A 19,227-nucleotide genomic window follows, 5' to 3' on the forward strand; every position below is an offset into this window, starting at 1 on the left:
GCGTGAGTATCCCTGTTCTCAAATTTGACGCGGTGATCGTCGGCGCCGGCGGTGCCGGTCTGCGCTCCGCAATTCAGTTGTCCGAAGCCGGCCTTAAGACCGCCGTACTTTCCAAAGTTTTCCCGACCCGTTCGCATACTGTGGCAGCGCAGGGTGGTGTCGCCGCCTCGCTCGGCAACTCCGAGGAAGATCACTGGCACTGGCACATGTACGACACCGTTAAGGGTTCCGACTGGCTTGGCGACCAGGATTCGATTGAATTCATGTGCAAGGCAGCCAATGAAGTCGTGGTCGAACTCGAGCACTACGGCATGCCCTTTGACCGTACCGACGACGGTAAGATCTATCAGCGGCCATTCGGCGGCCACATGTCCAATTTCGGCGAAAAGCCGGTGCGCCGTTCCTGCGCTGCCGCTGACCGTACCGGCCATGCGATGCTGCATGCGCTCTATCAGCGCAACGTCAAGGCCAACACGCATTTCTTCGTCGAATGGATGGCGCTGGACCTGATCCGCGACGAAGAAGGTCATGTCCTCGGTGTTACTGCCATGGAGATGGAAACCGGCCAGGTGGTGATTTTTCACGCTCGCGCCACCATTTTCGCCACGGGGGGTGCTGGCCGCATCTTCTACTCGTCGACCAATGCCTTCATCAATACCGGCGACGGCTTGGGCATGGCGGCACGCGCCGGCATTCCGCTCGAAGACATGGAGTTCTGGCAGTTCCACCCGACTGGCGTCGCCGGTGCCGGCGTGCTGATTACCGAAGGCGTGCGTGGCGAAGGTGGCATCCTGCGCAACAGCAGCAACGAACGCTTCATGGAACGCTACGCGCCGAATGCCAAGGATCTGGCTTCGCGTGACGTCGTATCGCGCGCAATGGCGACCGAAATAAAGGAAGGTCGTGGTTGTGGTCTGAACAAGGATTACATTCTCCTCGATATCACCCACCTCGACCCCGCCACCATCATGAAGCGCCTGCCGGGCATTCGTGAAATTGGCATTCAGTTCGCTGGCGTGGATTGCATCAAAGAGCCGTTGCCGGTCGTTCCGACCGCCCACTATCAGATGGGTGGTATCCCGACAAACTTTACAGGTCGGGTCATTGCTCCTCAGGGTCACGATCTTTCCGCCGTGGTACCGGGTTTCTATGCGGCAGGTGAGTGCGGTTGTGCCTCGGTGCACGGCGCCAACCGTCTGGGCACCAATTCGCTGCTCGACCTGCTGGTCTTTGGCAAATCGGCAGGCGATTCCGCCGTGCAGGATCTGAACAGCGGCAAGGCCCACCGTGATCTGCCCAAGGGGGCCGCCGACAAGTCGCTGGGCCGTATCAGCGCGCTCGATAGTCGCAAGGGAGGGGCCAGCGTGTACGAGACTAGTCTCGCCATGCGCCGTTGCATGCAGGACCATGCCGGCGTATTCCGTTTCAGCGAAATGCTCAAGAAAGGTGTCAAGAATATTCTCGAAATCGAGAAAGCGGCGAACGAACTGGAGATTAAAGACAAGTCCCAAGCATGGAACACCGCGCGGGTCGAAGCTCTCGAACTGGAAAACCTGATCGAGGTGGCCAAGGCGACGATGATCTCCGCCGAAGCGCGCAAGGAATCCCGAGGCGCGCACGTCCGAGACGATGCACCGGATACTCCGGAGTTCCCGAACGGCCGTAATGACGCGGAATGGCACAAGCACACTTTGTTCTTCTCGCAGGGAGGCAACAAGATCGTCTATAAGCCGGTCAATATGAAGCCCCTGTCCGTCGAAGCCATTGCGCTCAAGACGCGCTCGTACTAATCGGAGTCCAGCATGAGCAAACGTACCATTCAGTTCAGCATCTACCGCTACGATCCGGACAAGGACGATGCGCCTTACATGCAGAGCATCTCGGTTGACCTTGAGCCGACCGATCGCAAGTTGCTGGATGCGCTGACCAAACTCAAGGCCAAGGACGATGCTATCTCGTATCGTCGCTCTTGCCGTGAGGGGATTTGCGGCTCCGACGCGATGAACATCAACGGCCGCAACGGTCTTGCCTGCCTGACCGATATCGACGAACTCAAACAGCCCGTCGTGCTGCGTCCGCTGCCCGGCCTGCCCGTCATTCGCGACCTGATCGTCGACATGACCCAGTTTTTCAAGCAGTACCACTCCATCAAGCCCTACCTGATCAACAACGATCCGCCGCCCGAGCGCGAGCGTCTGCAGTCGCCGGAAGATCGTGAAGAACTCAACGGCCTCTACGAGTGCATCCTGTGTGCCTGCTGCTCAACGGCTTGCCCTTCGTTCTGGTGGAACCCGGACAAGTTCGTCGGCCCGGCCGGTCTGCTCAACGCCTACCGCTTTCTTGCCGATACACGCGACCAGGCAACCAGCGAGCGTCTCGATAATCTTGAAGACCCGTATCGCCTGTTCCGTTGCCACTCCATCATGAACTGCGTTGACGTTTGCCCGAAGGGTCTGAATCCGACCAAGGCAATCGGCAAGATCAAGGACATGATGGTCCGTCGCGCAGTGTGATGGAGAGAGAGGACTACGAACGTCTGCGCTGGCGCTGTATTCGCCGTGGCTTGCTGGAAGTCGATATCGCGCTGACCCGCTTCCTCGATGAGCAATTCAGGGAACTGAGTGAAGAGCAACAACAGGCATTCGTGGAACTTGCAGACATGGAGGACCATGACCTCTGGTATCTCATAAGCGGGCAGTCGGATTGCCCCGATCCGCGTCTGGCGCCGATTGTGGCCATGTTGCGTAAGAGTTAAGTAAGGTTGGCATTCTAACGTCCGAATGTTGACCTTTTTTGTAATGCAGTGATAACCAAAACCTGTTGAGGGATGACACCATGACGACCGAACGCAAGGCAACTTTGACGATTGACGGACAAGCGCCCGTCAACTTTCCGATCATGAGCCCGACTCATGGCAACGACTGCATCGATATCCGGACGCTGGGAGCCAGGACCGGTCTATTTACCTACGATTCGGGGTTCATGTCCACCGCCAGTTGCAAGTCGCGGATCACCTTCATCGATGGCGACGTCGGTCAGTTGCTTTACCGTGGCTACCCGATCGAACAACTGGCCGAGAACTGCAATTTCCTGGAAGTCGCCTATCTACTGAAGAATGGTGAGTTGCCGAACCAGGCTCAGAAGACAACTTTTGAAAATACCATCAAGCAACACACTATGGTGCATGACCAGTTATCCCGTTTTTACAGTGGTTTTCGTCGTGACGCTCACCCGATGGCAGTCATGGTTGGCGTGGTCGGGGCGCTGTCCGCCTTCTACCACGAAGCGATGGACTACTCCGACGTCGAACATCGCAACATCAGCTTCAACCGCCTCGTCGCCAAGCTGCCGACCATCGTCGCGATGGCCTACAAGTACAACACTGGTGCGCCGTTCATGTATCCAGACAACGATCTGGACTACACCGCCAACTTCATGCGCCTGATGTTCGGTTCCCCGTGCGAGAAGTACAAGGCGAACCCGGTCCTGGTCAACGCGCTGGACACCATCTTCACGCTGCATGCCGATCACGAGCAGAACGCCTCGACCTCGACGGTGCGTCTGGCCGGATCCTCCGGCGCCAACCCGTTCGCCTGCATCGCCGCCGGCATCGCCTGCCTGTGGGGCCCGGCCCACGGCGGTGCCAACGAGGCCTGCCTGCAAATGCTGGAAGAAATCGGCGACGTTTCCCACGTCGGCGAATACATCAAGCGCGCCAAGGACAAGAACGACTCGTTCAAGCTGATGGGCTTCGGGCACCGTGTTTACAAGAACTTCGATCCGCGCGCCAAGCTGATGCGCAAGGTCTGCGGCGACGTGCTGAGCGAACTCGGCCTGCAGAACGATCGTCTTTTCAAACTGGCCATGGAACTGGAAAGGATCGCCCTGGAGGACGACTACTTCGTCGAGAAGAAGCTCTACCCGAACGTCGACTTCTACTCCGGCATCGTCCAGAAGGCGATCGGCATCCCGACCGAGATGTTTACCTGCATCTTCGCGCTGGCGCGCACCGTTGGCTGGATGACACAATGGGAAGAAATGATCACCGATCCCGAATACAAGATCGGTCGCCCGCGCCAACTCTACATCGGCGCCGCCAAGCGCGACGTCGTGCCGCTGGCCCAGCGTGGCTGAATGAATGAGGAAGGGTGGCCATGCGGCTGCCTTTTTTGACAGTTGTACTTTGTGGACAGGCAAGCGGCGCCACAGAGAAATGAAACATCCTTAGGGGAATGGCCTATGACTAAGATGAACCAGCTATTCGACAGCACGATGTTCTTTGGTGGCAACGCGCCTTTTGTCGAGGAGCTTTACGAGAACTATCTCGACGATCCGACCTCCGTTCCGGACGAATGGCGTGACTATTTCGATCGTCTGGTACAGATGCCGGGTCATGTGGCCCGCGACGTCGCGCATGCGCCCGTCATCGCGGCCTTTGCCGAACTGGGCAAGGACGGTGGATTCCGTCCGCTCGCCGTCGCGCCAGCTTCCGACAACAAGAAGCAGTCCGCTGTTGGCAAACTGGTCACGGCATACCGTTCGATGGGCGCACGCTGGGCCGATCTGGACCCGCTGAAGCGCTTGGCGCGACCGAAAATCCTTGAACTGGACCTGTCTTTTTACGGCTTTGCCGATGTCGATCTTAACCAGAGTTTTAACGTCGGTTCGCTGAAGGGACTGCCGGAAACGGCCAAGCTAGGCGACATCGTCGAAACGCTGAAGCAGACCTACTGCGGCACGATCGGTGTCGAGTACATGTATATGTCCGACTACAACGAGAAGGGCTGGTTGCAGGATCGCCTTGAAACCATCCGCTCACGTCCCAGCTACGACGCCGACCAGAAAAAGCGCCTTCTTGAACGGTTGACCGCGGCAGAGACGCTGGAACGCTACCTGCACACCAAGTACGTTGGTCAGAAGCGCTTCTCGCTCGAAGGCGGTGAATCGCTGATCGTTTCCATGGACGAAGCGATTCGTGCCGGCGGCAAGCTGGGCATCGACGAAGTCGTCATCGGCATGGCGCACCGTGGCCGCCTGAACGTTCTGGTCAATACGCTGGGCAAGGCGCCTTCGATGCTGTTCGCTGAGTTCGAAGGCAAGAAGAAGAGCGATCTGTCGGCCGGCGACGTCAAGTACCACATGGGATTTTCGTCCGACGTCTCCACCCCGGGAGGTCCCTGTCACCTGACACTATCGTTCAATCCGTCGCACCTCGAAATCGTCAATCCGGTGGTTGCGGGCTCGGTTTACGCGCGCCAGGTTCGCCGTGGCGAGGAAGGCAAGGCCAAGATCCTTTCGATTCTCGTCCATGGCGATTCGGCGGTGGCGGGGCAGGGCGTCAATCAGGAAATGCTGAATTTTGCGCAGACTCGCGGTTACGGCACGGGCGGCACATTGCACATCGTGGTCAACAACCAGATCGGCTTCACCACCAGTGATCCGCGCGACTACCGTTCCGGTCACTACTGCACAGACATCTTCAAGATGGCCGATGCGCCGATCTTCCACGTCAACGGCGACGACCCGGAGGCGGTCGCGCTGGTCACCCAGTTGGCCATCGAATTCCGGCAGGAGTTCAAGAAGGACGTCGTGATTGACATCGTCTGCTTCCGCAAGCTCGGTCACAACGAGCAGGACGAGCCGATGGTCACTCAGCCGCTCATGTACAAGATCGTCGCCAAGCATCCCGGTACACGCAAGCTCTACGGCGACAAGCTGATCAGCGAGGGTGTATTGCCGGCAGACGGCCCCGACCAGATGATCGCACAATACCGCGAGCACCTGGACAAGGGCGAACTACTCTACAACCCGGTTCTGGCCGGCTACTTGCATCCGAACGTGATCGACTGGACCCCGTTCCTGGTCAAGAACTATGTCGAGAACTGCGATACCAGCGTTCCGGCCAGCGAACTGGCGCGTCTTTCCGAACGCCTGACAACCTTCCCCGAGGGCTTCACGCTGCATTCACGAGTCAAGAAGGTCGTCGAGGACCGCGCGGCGATGGGCGAAGGTAAGTTGCCAGTCGATTGGGGCATGGCCGAGAATCTGGCTTACGCCTCGCTACTGGTTTCAGGGCACGCGGTGCGCATTTCCGGCGAGGACGTCGGTCGCGGAACCTTCTTCCACCGCCACGCCGCATTCCACGATCAGAATCGCGAGAACTGGGCTGATGGAACGTATTTGCCGCTCAAGAACCTGCAGGAAAAGCAGGCGGGCTTTCATTGCTACGACTCGGTTCTGTCCGAAGAAGCCGTGCTCGCCTTCGACTACGGCTATGCCTCGTCAAATCCGTACGGGCTTGTCATCTGGGAGGCTCAGTTCGGCGACTTTGCCAACGGCGCGCAGGTCGTTATCGACCAGTTCATCGCATCCGGTGAAGCCAAGTGGGGCCGCGCCTGCAGTCTGGTCATGCTGCTGCCACACGGTTACGAAGGTCAGGGTCCGGAGCACTCTTCGGCGCGCCTCGAGCGCTACATGCAACTATGCGCCGAAATGAACATGGAAGTATGCGTGCCGACCACGGCGGCGCAGATTTTCCACTTGCTACGTCGGCAGGCGCTGCGCATGCAGCGCAAGCCACTGATCGTCATGTCGCCCAAGTCGCTGCTGCGTCACAAGAATGCGAGTTCGTCACTCGCGGATCTGGCCAATGGCTCGTTCCAGACCGTGATCGGCGAAGTCGACAAGGTCGATGTCAAGAAAGTCAGCCGCGTCATCCTGTGCTCCGGTAAGGTCTATTTCGACCTGCTCGCTGCCCGTCGCGAGAGGAACATCACGAACATAGCCATCGTCCGCGTCGAGCAACTCTATCCCTTCCCGAAGGAACATCTGGAGAAGGAACTGGCCAAGTACCCGAAGGCGACCGAAATCGTCTGGTGCCAGGAAGAGCCGCGCAACCAGGGCGCATGGTACTGGATCGCATCGCGTCACCACCTCGAAACCCAGCTTGGGACCAAGCAGAGGATGCTGCTGGTAGCGCGCCCGGCATCGTCTTCGCCGGCAGTCGGATACCTCGCCAAGCATAACGAACAACAGAAGGCACTGGTCGAATCCGCCCTTGGCGCGATCGAATACTGATAACTACAGCAGAGTGGAGTCATTATGATCATTGAAGTCCAAGTTCCCCAGCTCTCCGAGTCGGTTGCCGATGGCACGCTGGCCTCGTGGAAGAAGAATATCGGCGATTCCGTCGCGCGCGACGAGATCCTGATCGACATCGAAACCGACAAGGTCGTTCTCGAGGTTCCTTCCCCCAATGCCGGTATTCTGGTTGAAATCATCAAGGCCGACGGCGAAACGGTTGTTTCCGGTGAACTGATCGCCCGTATCGACACTGAAGCGAAGGCGGGTGCCGTCGTGCCGGCACCCGAGACGCCGAAGGCCGCCGCTGACGCGCCGACGCCCGCTACGGCTGCGTCCGCGGGTACGGCGAGTCCAGCCGCGCGCAAGATCCTCGACGAAAAGGGAATTGCCACCACCGCAGTCGCCGGTTCGGGTCGTGGCGGGCGGATTACCAAGGAAGATGCAGTGGCTGCCCAGCCCAAGGCCGCCGCGCCGGCGGGTCCAGTCGCCGCACCTGCTGCTGTTGCCGTAGCTCTGCCGTTACCCGCGACCGGTGTTGACATCGGTCCGCGCACCGAACAGCGGGTACCGATGTCGCGCCTGCGAGCCAGGATCGCCGAACGTCTGTTGCAGTCGCAGGCGAGCAACGCAATCCTGACCACGTTCAACGAAGTGAACATGGGACCGATCGTGCTCCTGCGCAAGCAGTACGCCGAGAAGTTCGAGAAGGCGCACGGTGTGCGCCTCGGCTTCATGGGCTTCTTCGTCAAGGCCGTCTGTGCCGCCCTGCAGAAGTTCCCGGCCATCAACGCTTCGGTCGATGGCAATGACATAGTCTACCATGGCTACATCGACATCGGCATTGCCGTCGGCTCGCCACGTGGTCTGGTAGTGCCAATCATTCGCAATGCCGATCAGATGACCATCGCCGAGATCGAGAAGAAGATCGCCGAATTCGGCGCCAAGGCCAAGGATGGCAAGCTGTCCATCGAAGACCTGACCGGTGGCACCTTCTCCATTTCCAACGGTGGCATTTTTGGTTCCATGATGTCGACGCCGATCATCAACCCGCCGCAATCCGCGATCCTCGGCATCCATGCAACCAAGGACCGCGCCATGGTGGAGAACGGCCAGGTGGTCGTGCGTCCGATGAACTATCTCGCCATGTCCTACGACCACCGGATCATCGATGGCCGCGAGGCTGTCCTCGGTCTGGTGAGCATGAAGGAAGCGCTGGAGGATCCGTCCCGCCTGCTGCTCGGCGTTTGAGCGATCGTTTTCGGGGATCCGGGCAAGGGACCGGGCACGACGTTGCCCTCTCCCGCCTCCCGGATCCCTTTTTCATTTATGTCCGGCAAGGCCGGACGGTATCGACTGGATCAAGGAACGAAAACATGTCCAAATCTTTTGACGTTCTCGTCATCGGCGGTGGCCCCGGCGGTTATGTTGCCGCCATTCGTGCCGCCCAGCTCGGCTTCTCGACCGCCTGCTGCGAATCGAATCCCTACGCTGACCCCAAGGGTGAACCGCGTCTCGGCGGCACCTGCCTGAACGTTGGCTGCATTCCGTCGAAGGCACTGCTGCATACCTCGCATCTCTTCGATGAGGCTGGCCACAGTTTCGCCGGGCAGGGCATCAAGGTTGCTCCACCGATTATCGATGTGCCGGTGATGAAAAGCCGCAAGGATGCCGTCGTCAACCAGCTGACCTCGGGCATCAAGGGCCTGTTCCGCAAGAACAAGGTGACCTTCCTGGCCGGTCACGGCTCCTTTGTTGGCAAGGAAGGTGACCTGTGGAAGGTCAAGGTTGGTGCCGACGAAGTGCTCGCCAAACAGGTGATCGTTGCCACCGGTTCCAAGGCTCGGCATCTACCGAACCTGCCAGTCGACAACAAGATCGTCATGGACAACGAAGGTGCCCTCGATCAGGAGTCAGTGCCCAAGAAGCTGGCCATCATCGGCGCCGGGGTCATCGGTCTGGAAATGGGTTCGGTCTGGCGCCGTCTGGGGTCTGAAGTGACTATCCTCGAAGCGATGCCCGACTTTCTCGCCGTGGCTGACCAGGACGTGGCAAAGGAGGCGGCCAAGCTGTTCGCCAAGCAGGGCCTCGGCATCGAGACTGGCATCAAGATTGGCGACGTCCGGGTGACCAAGAAGGGCGTTTCGATCGACTACGACGACAAGGATGGCCAGCCCCGAAAACTCGATGCTGACCGCCTGGTCGTCTCCATCGGCCGTATTCCAAACACCGATGGGCTGAGTGCCGAAGCGGTCGGCCTGCGACTCGACGAGCGCGGCTTTGTTGCGGTCGACTGCCATTGCAAGACGAATTTGCCAGGTGTCTGGGCCATCGGCGACGTCGTTCGCGGGCCGATGCTGGCGCACAAGGCGATGGACGAGGGCGTCATGATCGCCGAGTTGATGGCGGGCCAGGCCGGTCACTGCAACTTCGACACCATTCCCTGGGTCATCTACACCGCCCCGGAGATCGCTTGGGTCGGCAAGAGCGAGCAGCAGCTCAAGGCCGAAGGCATTGCCTACAAGGTCGGCAAGATCCCGTTCCTGGCCAACGGCCGGGCGCTGGGCATGGGCGACCCCTCAGGCTTCGTCAAGATGCTGGCTTGCGCGCGGACCGACCGCATTCTGGGGGTGCACATCATTGGCACCAACGCTTCCGAGCTGATCGCCGAGGCCGTCGTGGCGATGGAATTCGGTGGCGCGTCCGAGGATCTGGCGCGCATCTGCCATGCCCACCCGACGCTGTCGGAAGCAGTGCACGAAGCGGCACTGGCCTGCGACAAGCGGCCTCTGCACTTTTGAAATGCCTAGCCGGCTCTGGTTCCGGCCAAGGTTGCAAACGAGAGCCCTTCGGGGCTCTTTTTTTTTGGTGAACTTGAGGCCATACTTCGTTCTTTATAGTACCGATCGCCAATCAAGATTGCCAAATGCATATCCATGATTCCCTGGCAGTTGTCGACGACCCGCTTGACGCGGGAACAGCGCGCGTCCGGGAAAAATGCTGGACCCTGCTCATCGTCGATGATGATGAAGATGTTCACCACGCGACCGAATTCGCTCTCGGCGATCTTCGGGTTATCGGTCGGCCACTCGAGTTCCTGCATGCGTTCAGCGCCGACGAGGCAATCCGGATCCTCGAGCAGCGCCGCGATGTGGCCGTCGTGCTGCTCGATGTGGTGATGGAGGGCGAGGATGCGGGGCTCAGGGCTGTCGAGCGCATCCGTAACGAACTCTGCCTCAGCGCCCTGCGCATCATACTGCGCACCGGTCAGCCCGGTTATGCGCCGGAACTCGAGGCGATCGCCAATCTCGATATCAACGACTACAAGACCAAGACCGAGCTGACACGCGGCAAGTTGTTCACGACGATCACGGCGGCGATTCGCTCCTTCGAACAGATCCGGCGGCTGGAAGCGAGTCGTCGTGGACTTGAACTCATCATCGTGGGAGCTGGCAGTTTCAATGCCAAACAGGGGCTGTCGGTCTTCGCTTCCGCGGTCATCGCCCAGTTGGCCGCCCTGCTCGGGGTGCCTGCCGACGGCATTTTCTGCCGCCGCTGCGAGAGCGATCCGGTTGGTGCGGGAAACGCGGCGGCGGGGCAGCCCATGATCCTTGCGGCAACCGGGCGTTACCTGCTGACGGCGAACAAGCCGCTCGCCGCGCTGCCTGATCCGCGGGTTGTAGAGGTTGTCGAAAGCTGTCTGCGCGAACGTCGCACTCAGCACAACGGGCATTCGCTGGCGCTGTATTTATCCGGACGACAGGGAGGCGATTTCGTCGTTTATATTGAGTCGACCACAGCACTCCCGGCTATCGAGAGTCATCTACTCGACGTTTTCTGTTCCAATGTTGCGATTTGTAGCGAGAATGTTTGCCTCGTTGAGCGGCTACGCACTACGGCCTACGTCGACGACCTGACCCGGTTGCCGAACCGGGTTGCGCAGATCGAGACAATTGATGGCCTGGGGAGAGTTTCGCAATCGCAGGACCGGGTCCTCGGGCTGATCGATATTGACGAGTTTTCGGAAACCATTGATGCCTTTGGTTACCTCTTCGGCGACCGCCAATTGCAGGCGGTGGCGGCACGGCTGCGTGCCGCGTTACCGGACGAGGTACACCTCGCGCGCGTCGGTGGCGACATATTCGGCGTCTATGGCAGTCGGGACATCGTCAATCCAACCAGCCTGCGCAGCATCCTGTTCGATCCCTTCGAAAATGAAGCGGGGCCGTACACGATCTCTTTCTCGATCGGCTTCGCGAGCGGCGCCGAGGCTGATGACCGTGGTGCCGAGTTGTTGCGCAACGCGGCGATCGCGCTCAAGCGCGCCAAGCTTGCCGGCCCAGGGAACGATGCCTATTACACCGCTGAGGTGGGCATTCTCACCCGGCAGCGGGTGCACCTCCTGCATGACTTGCGTGCCGCGCTCGACAACCACCAGCTTTTTGTCGTCTACCAGCCGCAGTTCGACCTCGCTTCGGACACCATCCGCGGCATCGAAGCGCTGGTCCGCTGGCGCAGCGGGACGGGTGAGGCGGTTCCACTCGACCAGTTCATTCCGGTGGCCGAGCAGTCGGGGCTGATTGTCGACCTCGGCGCCTGGGTGTTGCGCATGGCGCTGGACGCCCAGCGCGAACTAGCCGATCATGGCTATCCCCTGCGCATGGCGGTCAACGTGTCGCCGGTCCAGTTTCGCCACCACACGTTTTTGCGCATGGTCCGCGCGGCCGTTGCGGAAGCGGCGATCGATGCGCGCTTCCTGGAACTCGAACTAACCGAGTCGGTTGCACTGTTCGGCTGGGCTCAGACCGTCGAGCGGATGCGGGCGATCAAGGCGCTCGGGGCGTCGATTGCGATCGATGATTTCGGCACCGGCTTTTCGTCCCTCAGTTATCTTGCGCGGCTGCCGACCGACTGCCTAAAGATCGATCGCAGCTTTGTCGCCGCGCTCGGGAACCGGCACTCCGGTACGCCGATTGCCGAGATGGTGGTTCATCTGGGCAAGCAGTTAGGTATGCGTGTCCTCGCCGAGGGTGTCGAAAATCCGCGCCAGTTGCAGACTCTGCGGAGCCTCGGCTGCCACGAGGGTCAAGGAATGGTATTCGCGCCACCGATGGAGCAGGACGATTTGCTACACTGGCTCAGGGGCCGGGAGCCCTGAGCGCAGATGCTACTACGGACAGCCGCTCTCCTGCTGGTGCTCGGCTTCGTCAGCGGTTGTGGCCCGCGCGAACCGGTGCGTGTCGGTTTTCTTGGCGGGCTCAGCGGCCGCGTTGCCGATCTCGGCGAGGCCGGGCGCAACGGGGCGCAGATTGCGGTCGAGGAGGTCAATCGCGCGGGCGGCATCGACGGCCGCCAGGTCGAGCTGATTGTTCGCGACGATGCCCAGAATCCCGAGAAGGCGGCTTCCGCGGTCAATGAACTGATCGGCGCGCGGGTCGAGGCCATTGTCGGGCCGATGACCAGCGTCGTGGCCGAGGTTGTTCTGCCGATTGCCGAGAAGGCGAATATCGTTCTGGTCAGTCCGACGGTTACCGCGCGCCATTTTTTCGGGCGCGACGACAATCTTTTTCTGATCATGTCGAGTACCAAGGAAGAGGCGGAGTTGAGTGCGGATTATCACTTCGCGAAGAGCGGGGTGCGGCGCGTGGTGGCGATTTATGACACGAAGAACCGCGCTTATACCGAAAGCTGGCTGCGCGATTTCACGGCGGAATTCCAGGGGCGCGGCGGCGAAGTCGTGCCGATCGCGTTCGAGTCGGGTGCCGACGTCGATATCGTGGCCGTCGTCCGCGGTGCGCTTGCCAGGGAGCCCGATGCCATTCTGCTGATCACCGGCGCGCTCGATGCGGCGCGCTTCGCGCAAAGGGTTCGGGAAGTCGACACGCGGATTCTGCTGTTCGCCTCGCAATGGGCGAGCACCGAACGCCTGATCGAGCTTGGTGGCAATGCTGTCGAGGGGATGGTCCTCCACAGCTATTTTGACCCGGACAGCAAGGCGCCCGGATTGCTGCGCTTGCGCCAGGCATACCTTCAGCGCTTCATGCGTGAGCCGGGCTTCGCCGGTGTTGCCGCATACGATGCCATGCATGTCGTACTCGAGGGGCTTGCCCGCCGGCAGGGTAAGCAGTCGCTGCGTGAGGTCTTGCAAACCGGCGGCCCATTCACTGGAGCCGAGGACGACCTGACCTTCGATCGCCACGGGGACAGCCGGCGGGTTCCACGTATTGCGGTTGTGCGTGATGGCCGGTTCGTCACCGTTCGCTGAGGGGCCGCTTTGAGGCGCCCGGGCCAGTCGCCCCCGTCCCCGTCCCGGACACCGCACCCGTCGGGCGCCATGGGCGAATGGCGCCTGCGCAGCTCGCTGATGGCTCTTCTCGTGATCGCCACGGTGGGCACGTTCGGGCTTGTCGGTTTTGGTGTGCTGGCGTATCGCGTCCCCATCATCCTTGAACAGGACCGCCAGCATGTGCGTACCGAGGCGATCGATCTGGCGCACAATTTCGAACAGATGATCGATGCTCTCGAGGGGCGACTTGCCGCCCTTACCGCGCTGAGCCTGGAGATGCCGCCGGCGCAGATTCAACGCTTCCTTGATGCCGCGGTTGCCGAAGGTGGTTTCAAGGCGATCTACCTGGTTGGCGAGAATGGGCGGGTCGCCTATGCTGCAGCGCCGGAAAGCCCGCGGAATAGCCGGCAGAATCTGCTCGGGGCCGATCTTTCGCGCAATCCGCTTTTTTCCTCGGCCCGTGATCTGGGCCGGCGCGTCTGGAGCGACCGTTACCTGTCGCCACTCAATGGTGAAGGCACCGTCGGGTTGGCAATACCCTTTGCCAGCAAGGTACTGCTCGGCGAACTGGCTCCGAATACGGCCCATAATGCCATCCGGAACAATGCGGAACGGCTCGACTATCCGGTTATGGTGGTCGATCGTGCCGGCGAGTACGTCGTGGGAGAGAATGTGGCGGAAGGCGACCGCCTGCGTAACTGGGCCGCCGACCTGCACTTGGCCTCCTTCAAACCGGAAGGTGACATCCGGGAGATGAGTATTTCCGGTGCCCCCTACGAGACGGGGATTGTCCGCTCGAACAAGCTTGAGTGGACCTTTATGGTCGCCAACCCGGCCGGCCACAACAATCCGCGCGTCCGGGTTCTCTTCCTGGTGGTTCTTGTCGGATTTGCGGCATCCCTGTTGCTGTCCATCGGTCTGGCGCCTTTCTGGGCGTCACCGATGACTAAGGCTCTGACCGACCTCATTGCCCAGACCCGCGCGCTGAGCCGCGGCAAGTTCGGACGCCGGGTCACGCGCGGGCCCATCCAGGAATTCAACCAGTTGGCGACCGACATGGAGTCGATGGCTGAGGCAATCCGGCAACGTCAGGCGGAACTGGAACAGAGTGAGGAGCGTCTGGTACAGACGCTGCAGACCTTGCAGAGCCTCAATGTCGAGCTCGAGAGTCGGGTAGAACAACGTACCGCCGATCTGGCACGTGCCAACCGCGAACTGTCGGCAGCTATGGAAACGCTCAAGATGGCCCAGGGCGAACTGGTGCGCAGCGAAAAGCTGGCCGCTCTCGGTAACCTGGTCGGCGGAGTTGCACACGAACTGAATACGCCGATCGGCAACGGCGTGATGGCCGTATCGACAGTCTATGATCACGTCTGCGAGTTTCGTCGACGGATGGAGAGCGGCCTGTGGCGGCCGTCACTGGAGGCGTTTGTCGATCGCGTCGAACGCGGCAGTGAAATTGCGGTGCGCAATCTAGAGCGGGCGAACGAACTGCTCGCCAGTTTCAAGCAGGTGGCGATCGACCAGGCCAGTGCGCAACGCCGCCAGTTCGTGCTTTCCGAAGTAGTTGACGAAATTCTCTTGACCCTGCAACCCACCTTCAAGCGCACATCGTTCAAACTACGCTGCCAGATTCCCGGAGAACTGATGATGGACAGCTATCCTGGACCGCTCGGGCAGGTGCTGACCAACCTGCTGACCAATGCACTGCTCCATGGCTTCGAGGGAAGAACCAGCGGCCAGGTGGACATTACGGCGGAGCGCCAGGGCGATGGGCGAGTGTGCCTTGAAGTGGCCGACGACGGCATGGGTATCGCGCCGGGCATGCTGGGCCGGATCTTCGACCCGTTTGTGACCAGCAAGCTGGGGCGGGGCGGTAACGGTCTGGGCCTGCATATCGTCTGGAACACCGTGACCGGGGTGCTCGGTGGCAGCATCTCGGTCGACAGCAAGCCCGACCGGGGTACGCGTTTCCGTATAATCCTGCCTGTTGTCGCCCCGAGCCAGCGTCCCACCGACTGAAACATCACGCGTCCAATGCCGCACAGAAAACTCAAAGTCTCCGCCCGGGGCATGTTCGATGCCTACGAAGCCCTGCTCAAGACCCGTGGCTACGTTGCCGACGCCGCCCAGATCGCCGCCGCCAGCGCGTTGCAGGCGCTTTATGGAAATCTGCTCGCATTCAAGGTCGACCGTGGCAGCACGTTCAAGCGCCTGCTGACACCGCCGATGCCACCCAAGGGGCTGTATTTCTGGGGTGGCGTCGGGCGTGGCAAGAGCTTCCTGATGGATTGCTTCTATGACGCGGTTCCCTACCGCCGCAAGAAACGCATCCACTTTCACGCCTTCATGCAGCAGATCCACCGCGATCTCGATCGCTACAAGGGTGGACCCGACCCGATGCTCAGGATTGCCGACCAGATCGCCGACGAGCTACGACTGCTGTGCTTCGACGAGTTTCACGTCTCCGACATCGCCGACGCGATGATTCTCGGTCGCCTGCTCGACGGCCTGTTCGCCAAGGGCGTCATCCTGGTCATGACGTCGAACTATCAGCCCGACCGGCTCTACCCGAACGGCCTGCAGCGGGAGAATTTCTTGCCGACCATTGCTCTCCTCAAGCGTCATCTCGATGTGCTGGAGGTCGAGGCCGGAATCGACTACCGCTTGCGGGCACTCGATAATGTCGAGATCTACCATCATCCCGCCGATGCGGCTGCGGAAAGGAAGATGCTCGACTATTTCCGCATGGTTGCCGGCGAGGACGGCAAGAAGGGCGGCAGTATCGAAGTGCTCGGGCGCGACATCGACACGGTTCGCCGCGGGCATGGCGTGATCTGGTTCGAATTCAGGACACTATGCGGAGGGCCGCGCTCGCAGAATGATTATCTGGAGATCGCCCGTGGCTACCATACCGTGTTGCTCTCGCATGTTCCGCAGATGAACCGGCATCAGGCGTCCGAAGCGCGCCGCTTTACCTGGCTGGTCGATGTCTTCTACGATCATAAGGTCAAGCTGATCGCCACGGCCGATTGCGCGGCGGACGCGCTGTACACCGAAGGCACGCAAGCCGGAGAATTTGCCCGCACGGTCAGTCGGCTGACCGAGATGCACTCCCGCGTGTATCTTGCGTTGCCGCACATCGCGAGCTGAGCATCATGAACGCCCCGACCGTCCCGACCGTCCCGCAAGACCTGGCCATCGACCTGCGTCAACTGGTGATGACGATCGCCAATGCCGTCGACCTCGTCGGCGTCGATGACCTGCTGCATGGTCGCCGGGTCGGCATGCTGGCGCGCGAACTGGGGGGCCAACTCGGGCTCGACGAGAAGGCGCAACTGCTGCTCTACGACGCCGGCCTGCTCCATGACTGCGGCGTTTCGTCGACCCGTGTACATCGTTGCCTGGTGGCCGATCTCGAATGGTCGGGGGCCGAGGCGCATTGCATCCGCGGCGCAGATCTGCTGAATGATTTTGCGCCACTGGCGATCCTGGCGCCGATCATCCGCTACCATCATACGCGCTGGGAAACGCTGCAGCGGGAGACTGCGCTGGCACCAGAGACGGCGTTGTTCGCCAACCTGATCTTTCTCGCCGATCGCATCGATGTCCTGGCGGCTCCGTTCCATGCCGATCAGAGCACGCTGTCGCATGTCGCGGAGATCAGGATGCGGTTGGCGGCCGAACGCGGGCGGCTCTTCGCTCCCGAACTCATCGATGCCTTTCTCGCGTTGTCGGAAGGTGAGGCGTTCTGGCTGGCATTGCAGCCCGATTCGGTGCACCAGTACCAGGCGGAAATGGAATCCCATGGTGAGCTGCGCGTCATCGGCTGGGCCGATCTCGAACGCTGTGCCGACATACTTGCACGCATCATCGACGCCAAGTCGCCCTATACCGAGCAGCACTCGCGCGGCGTTTCGCAACTTTCGCGGCATCTTGCCGAAAAGATGGGTTTCGACGCGATCACCTGCGCAAAGATCGGGGTCGCCGGCCTCTTGCACGACATCGGCAAGCTGCAGATCCCCGACGAGATCATCGAGGGCCGGAGCACCCTCACGGCGCACGAGTTCGACATCATGAAGAGCCACAGCTACGCTACGCGGCAGGTGCTGAAGCGCCTCCATGCCATCGAGGAAATTTCGCGCTGGGCTTCCTGGCATCATGAAACCCCGGATGGTCATGGCTACCCCTTCCATATCGGCGGTGACGCGTTGCCGCTTGAGGCACGCATCATCAATGTCGCCGACGTCTTTCAGGCACTGGCCCAGGATCGTCCCTATCGGCGTCCGCTGGCGCCCGCGGAAATCCTGGCGGTCCTCAAGAAGCGCGCCGCTCAGGGCCAGGCCGATGCGGCCGTGGTCGCAGTAATCGAAGCCGATCTGGACAATTGCCACCGGATCGCCCTGTGTCGCCAGCGTTGCTGACTGGCGACGACGGCGGGAGCAAGCGGCCGCTTCCAGAGCGCTCACTCTCGTGCGTCGCGTCATCGCTTGTCGGGAATTACGGATGCCGGGCCATGCTGTCGCGGTCGACCGCCAAATATCGGCAAATCCTGAAGTTGGTACGAACGCTGCATCGGTGATGTGGCAAGGATCCGGCGATGTCGCCGACCGTCCTACCAGGTCAACGCTGGTTCTGCTCGCCAGCCTCTATTGCGCGCAGGGACTGCCATCGGGTCTGATCGCCCATTCGCTACCGGTGCTGCTGCGTCAGCACGGCGTCGACCTCGCGGTGATCGGCGTCCTCAAGCTGCTTGCGCTGCCGTGGATGCTCAAGGTGCTGTGGGCGCCCTGGGTGGACCGTATCGCCTCGGAACGCCTCGGCCATCATCGCGGCTGGATACTGCCGCTGCAGACAATCGTCATCCTCTGTGTCGCCAGCCTCGCCCTGATCAATCCGACGACCTTGTTCACGGTTCACTTGCCGTTGCTGCTCTTCGTGATCCTGGTCATCAACATGGCTGCCTCGACCCAGGACATCGCCACCGACGGCCTCACCGTGCGCCTGTTGTCCGAGCGCGGGCGCGGTCTCGGCAACAGCCTGCAGGTCGGCGGCTACAAGGTCGGCATGATCATCAGCGGCAGCGGCCTGCTGATCGTCATTGACCAGCTTGGCTGGAATCTTGGTCTCGCCTTGATCACGCTGTTGCTGCTGTGGTGTACCGTTCCAATCTGGCGTTTCGCCGAACTGCAGTGGATTCCGCATCGGGCAATTGCAGCCGAGAGCGTCCGCGGACCACGCCTGCTGCTGACCCATTACCATGGCCTGCTGGCGCAGCCGGGCATGCTCACCTGGCTGGCGGTGGTCCTGACTTTCAAGCTTGGTGATGCCCTGGGCTCGCCGATGATCAAGCCGATGCTCGTGGATCAGGGCTGGACCAACACCGCTCTTGGCGAGTTGACCCTGATCAGCAGCATTGCCGGCATCGGCGGTGCCGCCCTCGGCGGCTTGCTCTACGCTCGGCTGGGCGCCCGGCGCTCGTTGCTGCTCTTCGGCAGCCTGCAGGCCGCGGGCATCGCGTCGATGGCCTCGCTCGTAAATGGCGGAGGCGACACTGGCTTGGTCTATGTGGTCGCCGTCGGCGAGCAAATCGCCGACGGCATGTCCACCGTTGCCCTGTTCGCGGTCATGATGCAGAAATGCCGCTCCGAGCACGAAGGTGGCGACTTCACTCTGCAAGCCAGCGCCCAGGTCCTGCTCGCCGGCATGGTCGGGGCGGCGAGCGGGGTATTGGCCATGGCGGTCGGCTACGTGACGCTGTTCGTCGTGGCTGGGGCGCTCGGACTGACTGCGCTGACGCCGCTTCTGTGCGGTCTGGTAGAGCTGGAAAGCGCGGATGCCAGGATCTGATTGCGCGATCG

At 61.0% G+C, this 19,227-nt stretch carries 13 protein-coding genes; all 13 read left to right on the plus strand.

The genetic code is table 11. The features are described from left to right. The first annotated feature begins 2 nt into the window (after positions 1-2). Positions 3-1,790, plus strand: coding sequence for a succinate dehydrogenase flavoprotein subunit (gene sdhA / locus IPP03_01285; protein MBL0351392.1), 1,788 nt, complete (start codon positions 3-5; stop codon positions 1,788-1,790). 12 nt (positions 1,791-1,802) lie between these two features. Further along, positions 1,803-2,513: a succinate dehydrogenase iron-sulfur subunit gene (locus IPP03_01290; GenBank protein MBL0351393.1), complete on the plus strand. Its 711-nt coding sequence runs from the start codon at positions 1,803-1,805 to the stop codon at positions 2,511-2,513. Beyond that, a complete protein-coding gene (locus IPP03_01295; protein ID MBL0351394.1) occupies positions 2,513-2,755 on the plus strand; it encodes a succinate dehydrogenase assembly factor 2 in 243 nt (80 codons plus the stop codon). Before IPP03_01290 ends, IPP03_01295 begins: the two co-directional genes overlap by 1 nt. 80 nt (positions 2,756-2,835) lie before the next feature. After that, entirely contained in the window at positions 2,836-4,134 is a 1,299-nt protein-coding gene (gene gltA / locus IPP03_01300; protein ID MBL0351395.1) for a citrate (Si)-synthase, read from the plus strand. A 105-nt stretch (positions 4,135-4,239) separates the two neighbouring features. Next, the gene (locus tag IPP03_01305) at positions 4,240-7,077 is read left to right on the plus strand and encodes a 2-oxoglutarate dehydrogenase E1 component (protein ID MBL0351396.1); all 2,838 of its coding nucleotides are present in this window, start codon (positions 4,240-4,242) and stop codon (positions 7,075-7,077) included. Positions 7,078-7,101: 24 nt separating this feature from the next. After that, complete coding sequence (odhB, locus tag IPP03_01310; GenBank protein MBL0351397.1) at positions 7,102-8,331, plus strand: 2-oxoglutarate dehydrogenase complex dihydrolipoyllysine-residue succinyltransferase; 1,230 nt, start codon at positions 7,102-7,104, stop codon at positions 8,329-8,331. Positions 8,332-8,456: 125 nt separating this feature from the next. Continuing rightward, positions 8,457-9,881 (plus strand): dihydrolipoyl dehydrogenase, encoded by a 1,425-nt coding sequence (gene lpdA, locus IPP03_01315; protein ID MBL0351398.1) that lies wholly within the window; start codon positions 8,457-8,459, stop codon positions 9,879-9,881. A 125-nt stretch (positions 9,882-10,006) separates the two neighbouring features. Continuing rightward, positions 10,007-12,238, plus strand: coding sequence for an EAL domain-containing protein (locus IPP03_01320; protein MBL0351399.1), 2,232 nt, complete (start codon positions 10,007-10,009; stop codon positions 12,236-12,238). 6 nt (positions 12,239-12,244) lie between these two features. After that, on the plus strand, positions 12,245-13,345 hold the full coding sequence (locus IPP03_01325) for an ABC transporter substrate-binding protein (GenBank protein ID MBL0351400.1): 1,101 nt from the start codon (positions 12,245-12,247) through the stop codon (positions 13,343-13,345). A 99-nt stretch (positions 13,346-13,444) separates the two neighbouring features. Then, positions 13,445-15,388 (plus strand): histidine kinase, encoded by a 1,944-nt coding sequence (locus IPP03_01330; protein ID MBL0351401.1) that lies wholly within the window; start codon positions 13,445-13,447, stop codon positions 15,386-15,388. A 15-nt stretch (positions 15,389-15,403) separates the two neighbouring features. Then, complete coding sequence (locus tag IPP03_01335) at positions 15,404-16,519, plus strand: AFG1 family ATPase (GenBank protein ID MBL0351402.1); 1,116 nt, start codon at positions 15,404-15,406, stop codon at positions 16,517-16,519. A gap of 5 nt (positions 16,520-16,524) precedes the next feature. Further along, positions 16,525-17,790 (plus strand): HD domain-containing protein, encoded by a 1,266-nt coding sequence (locus IPP03_01340; GenBank protein MBL0351403.1) that lies wholly within the window; start codon positions 16,525-16,527, stop codon positions 17,788-17,790. A gap of 157 nt (positions 17,791-17,947) precedes the next feature. Then, positions 17,948-19,216, plus strand: coding sequence for an MFS transporter (locus IPP03_01345; GenBank protein MBL0351404.1), 1,269 nt, complete (start codon positions 17,948-17,950; stop codon positions 19,214-19,216). Positions 19,217-19,227 lie beyond the last annotated feature (11 nt).

It is taken from the genome of Candidatus Dechloromonas phosphoritropha (genome assembly GCA_016722705.1).
In the GTDB taxonomy this organism is placed as follows: Bacteria; Pseudomonadota; Gammaproteobacteria; order Burkholderiales; family Rhodocyclaceae; genus Azonexus; species Azonexus phosphoritrophus.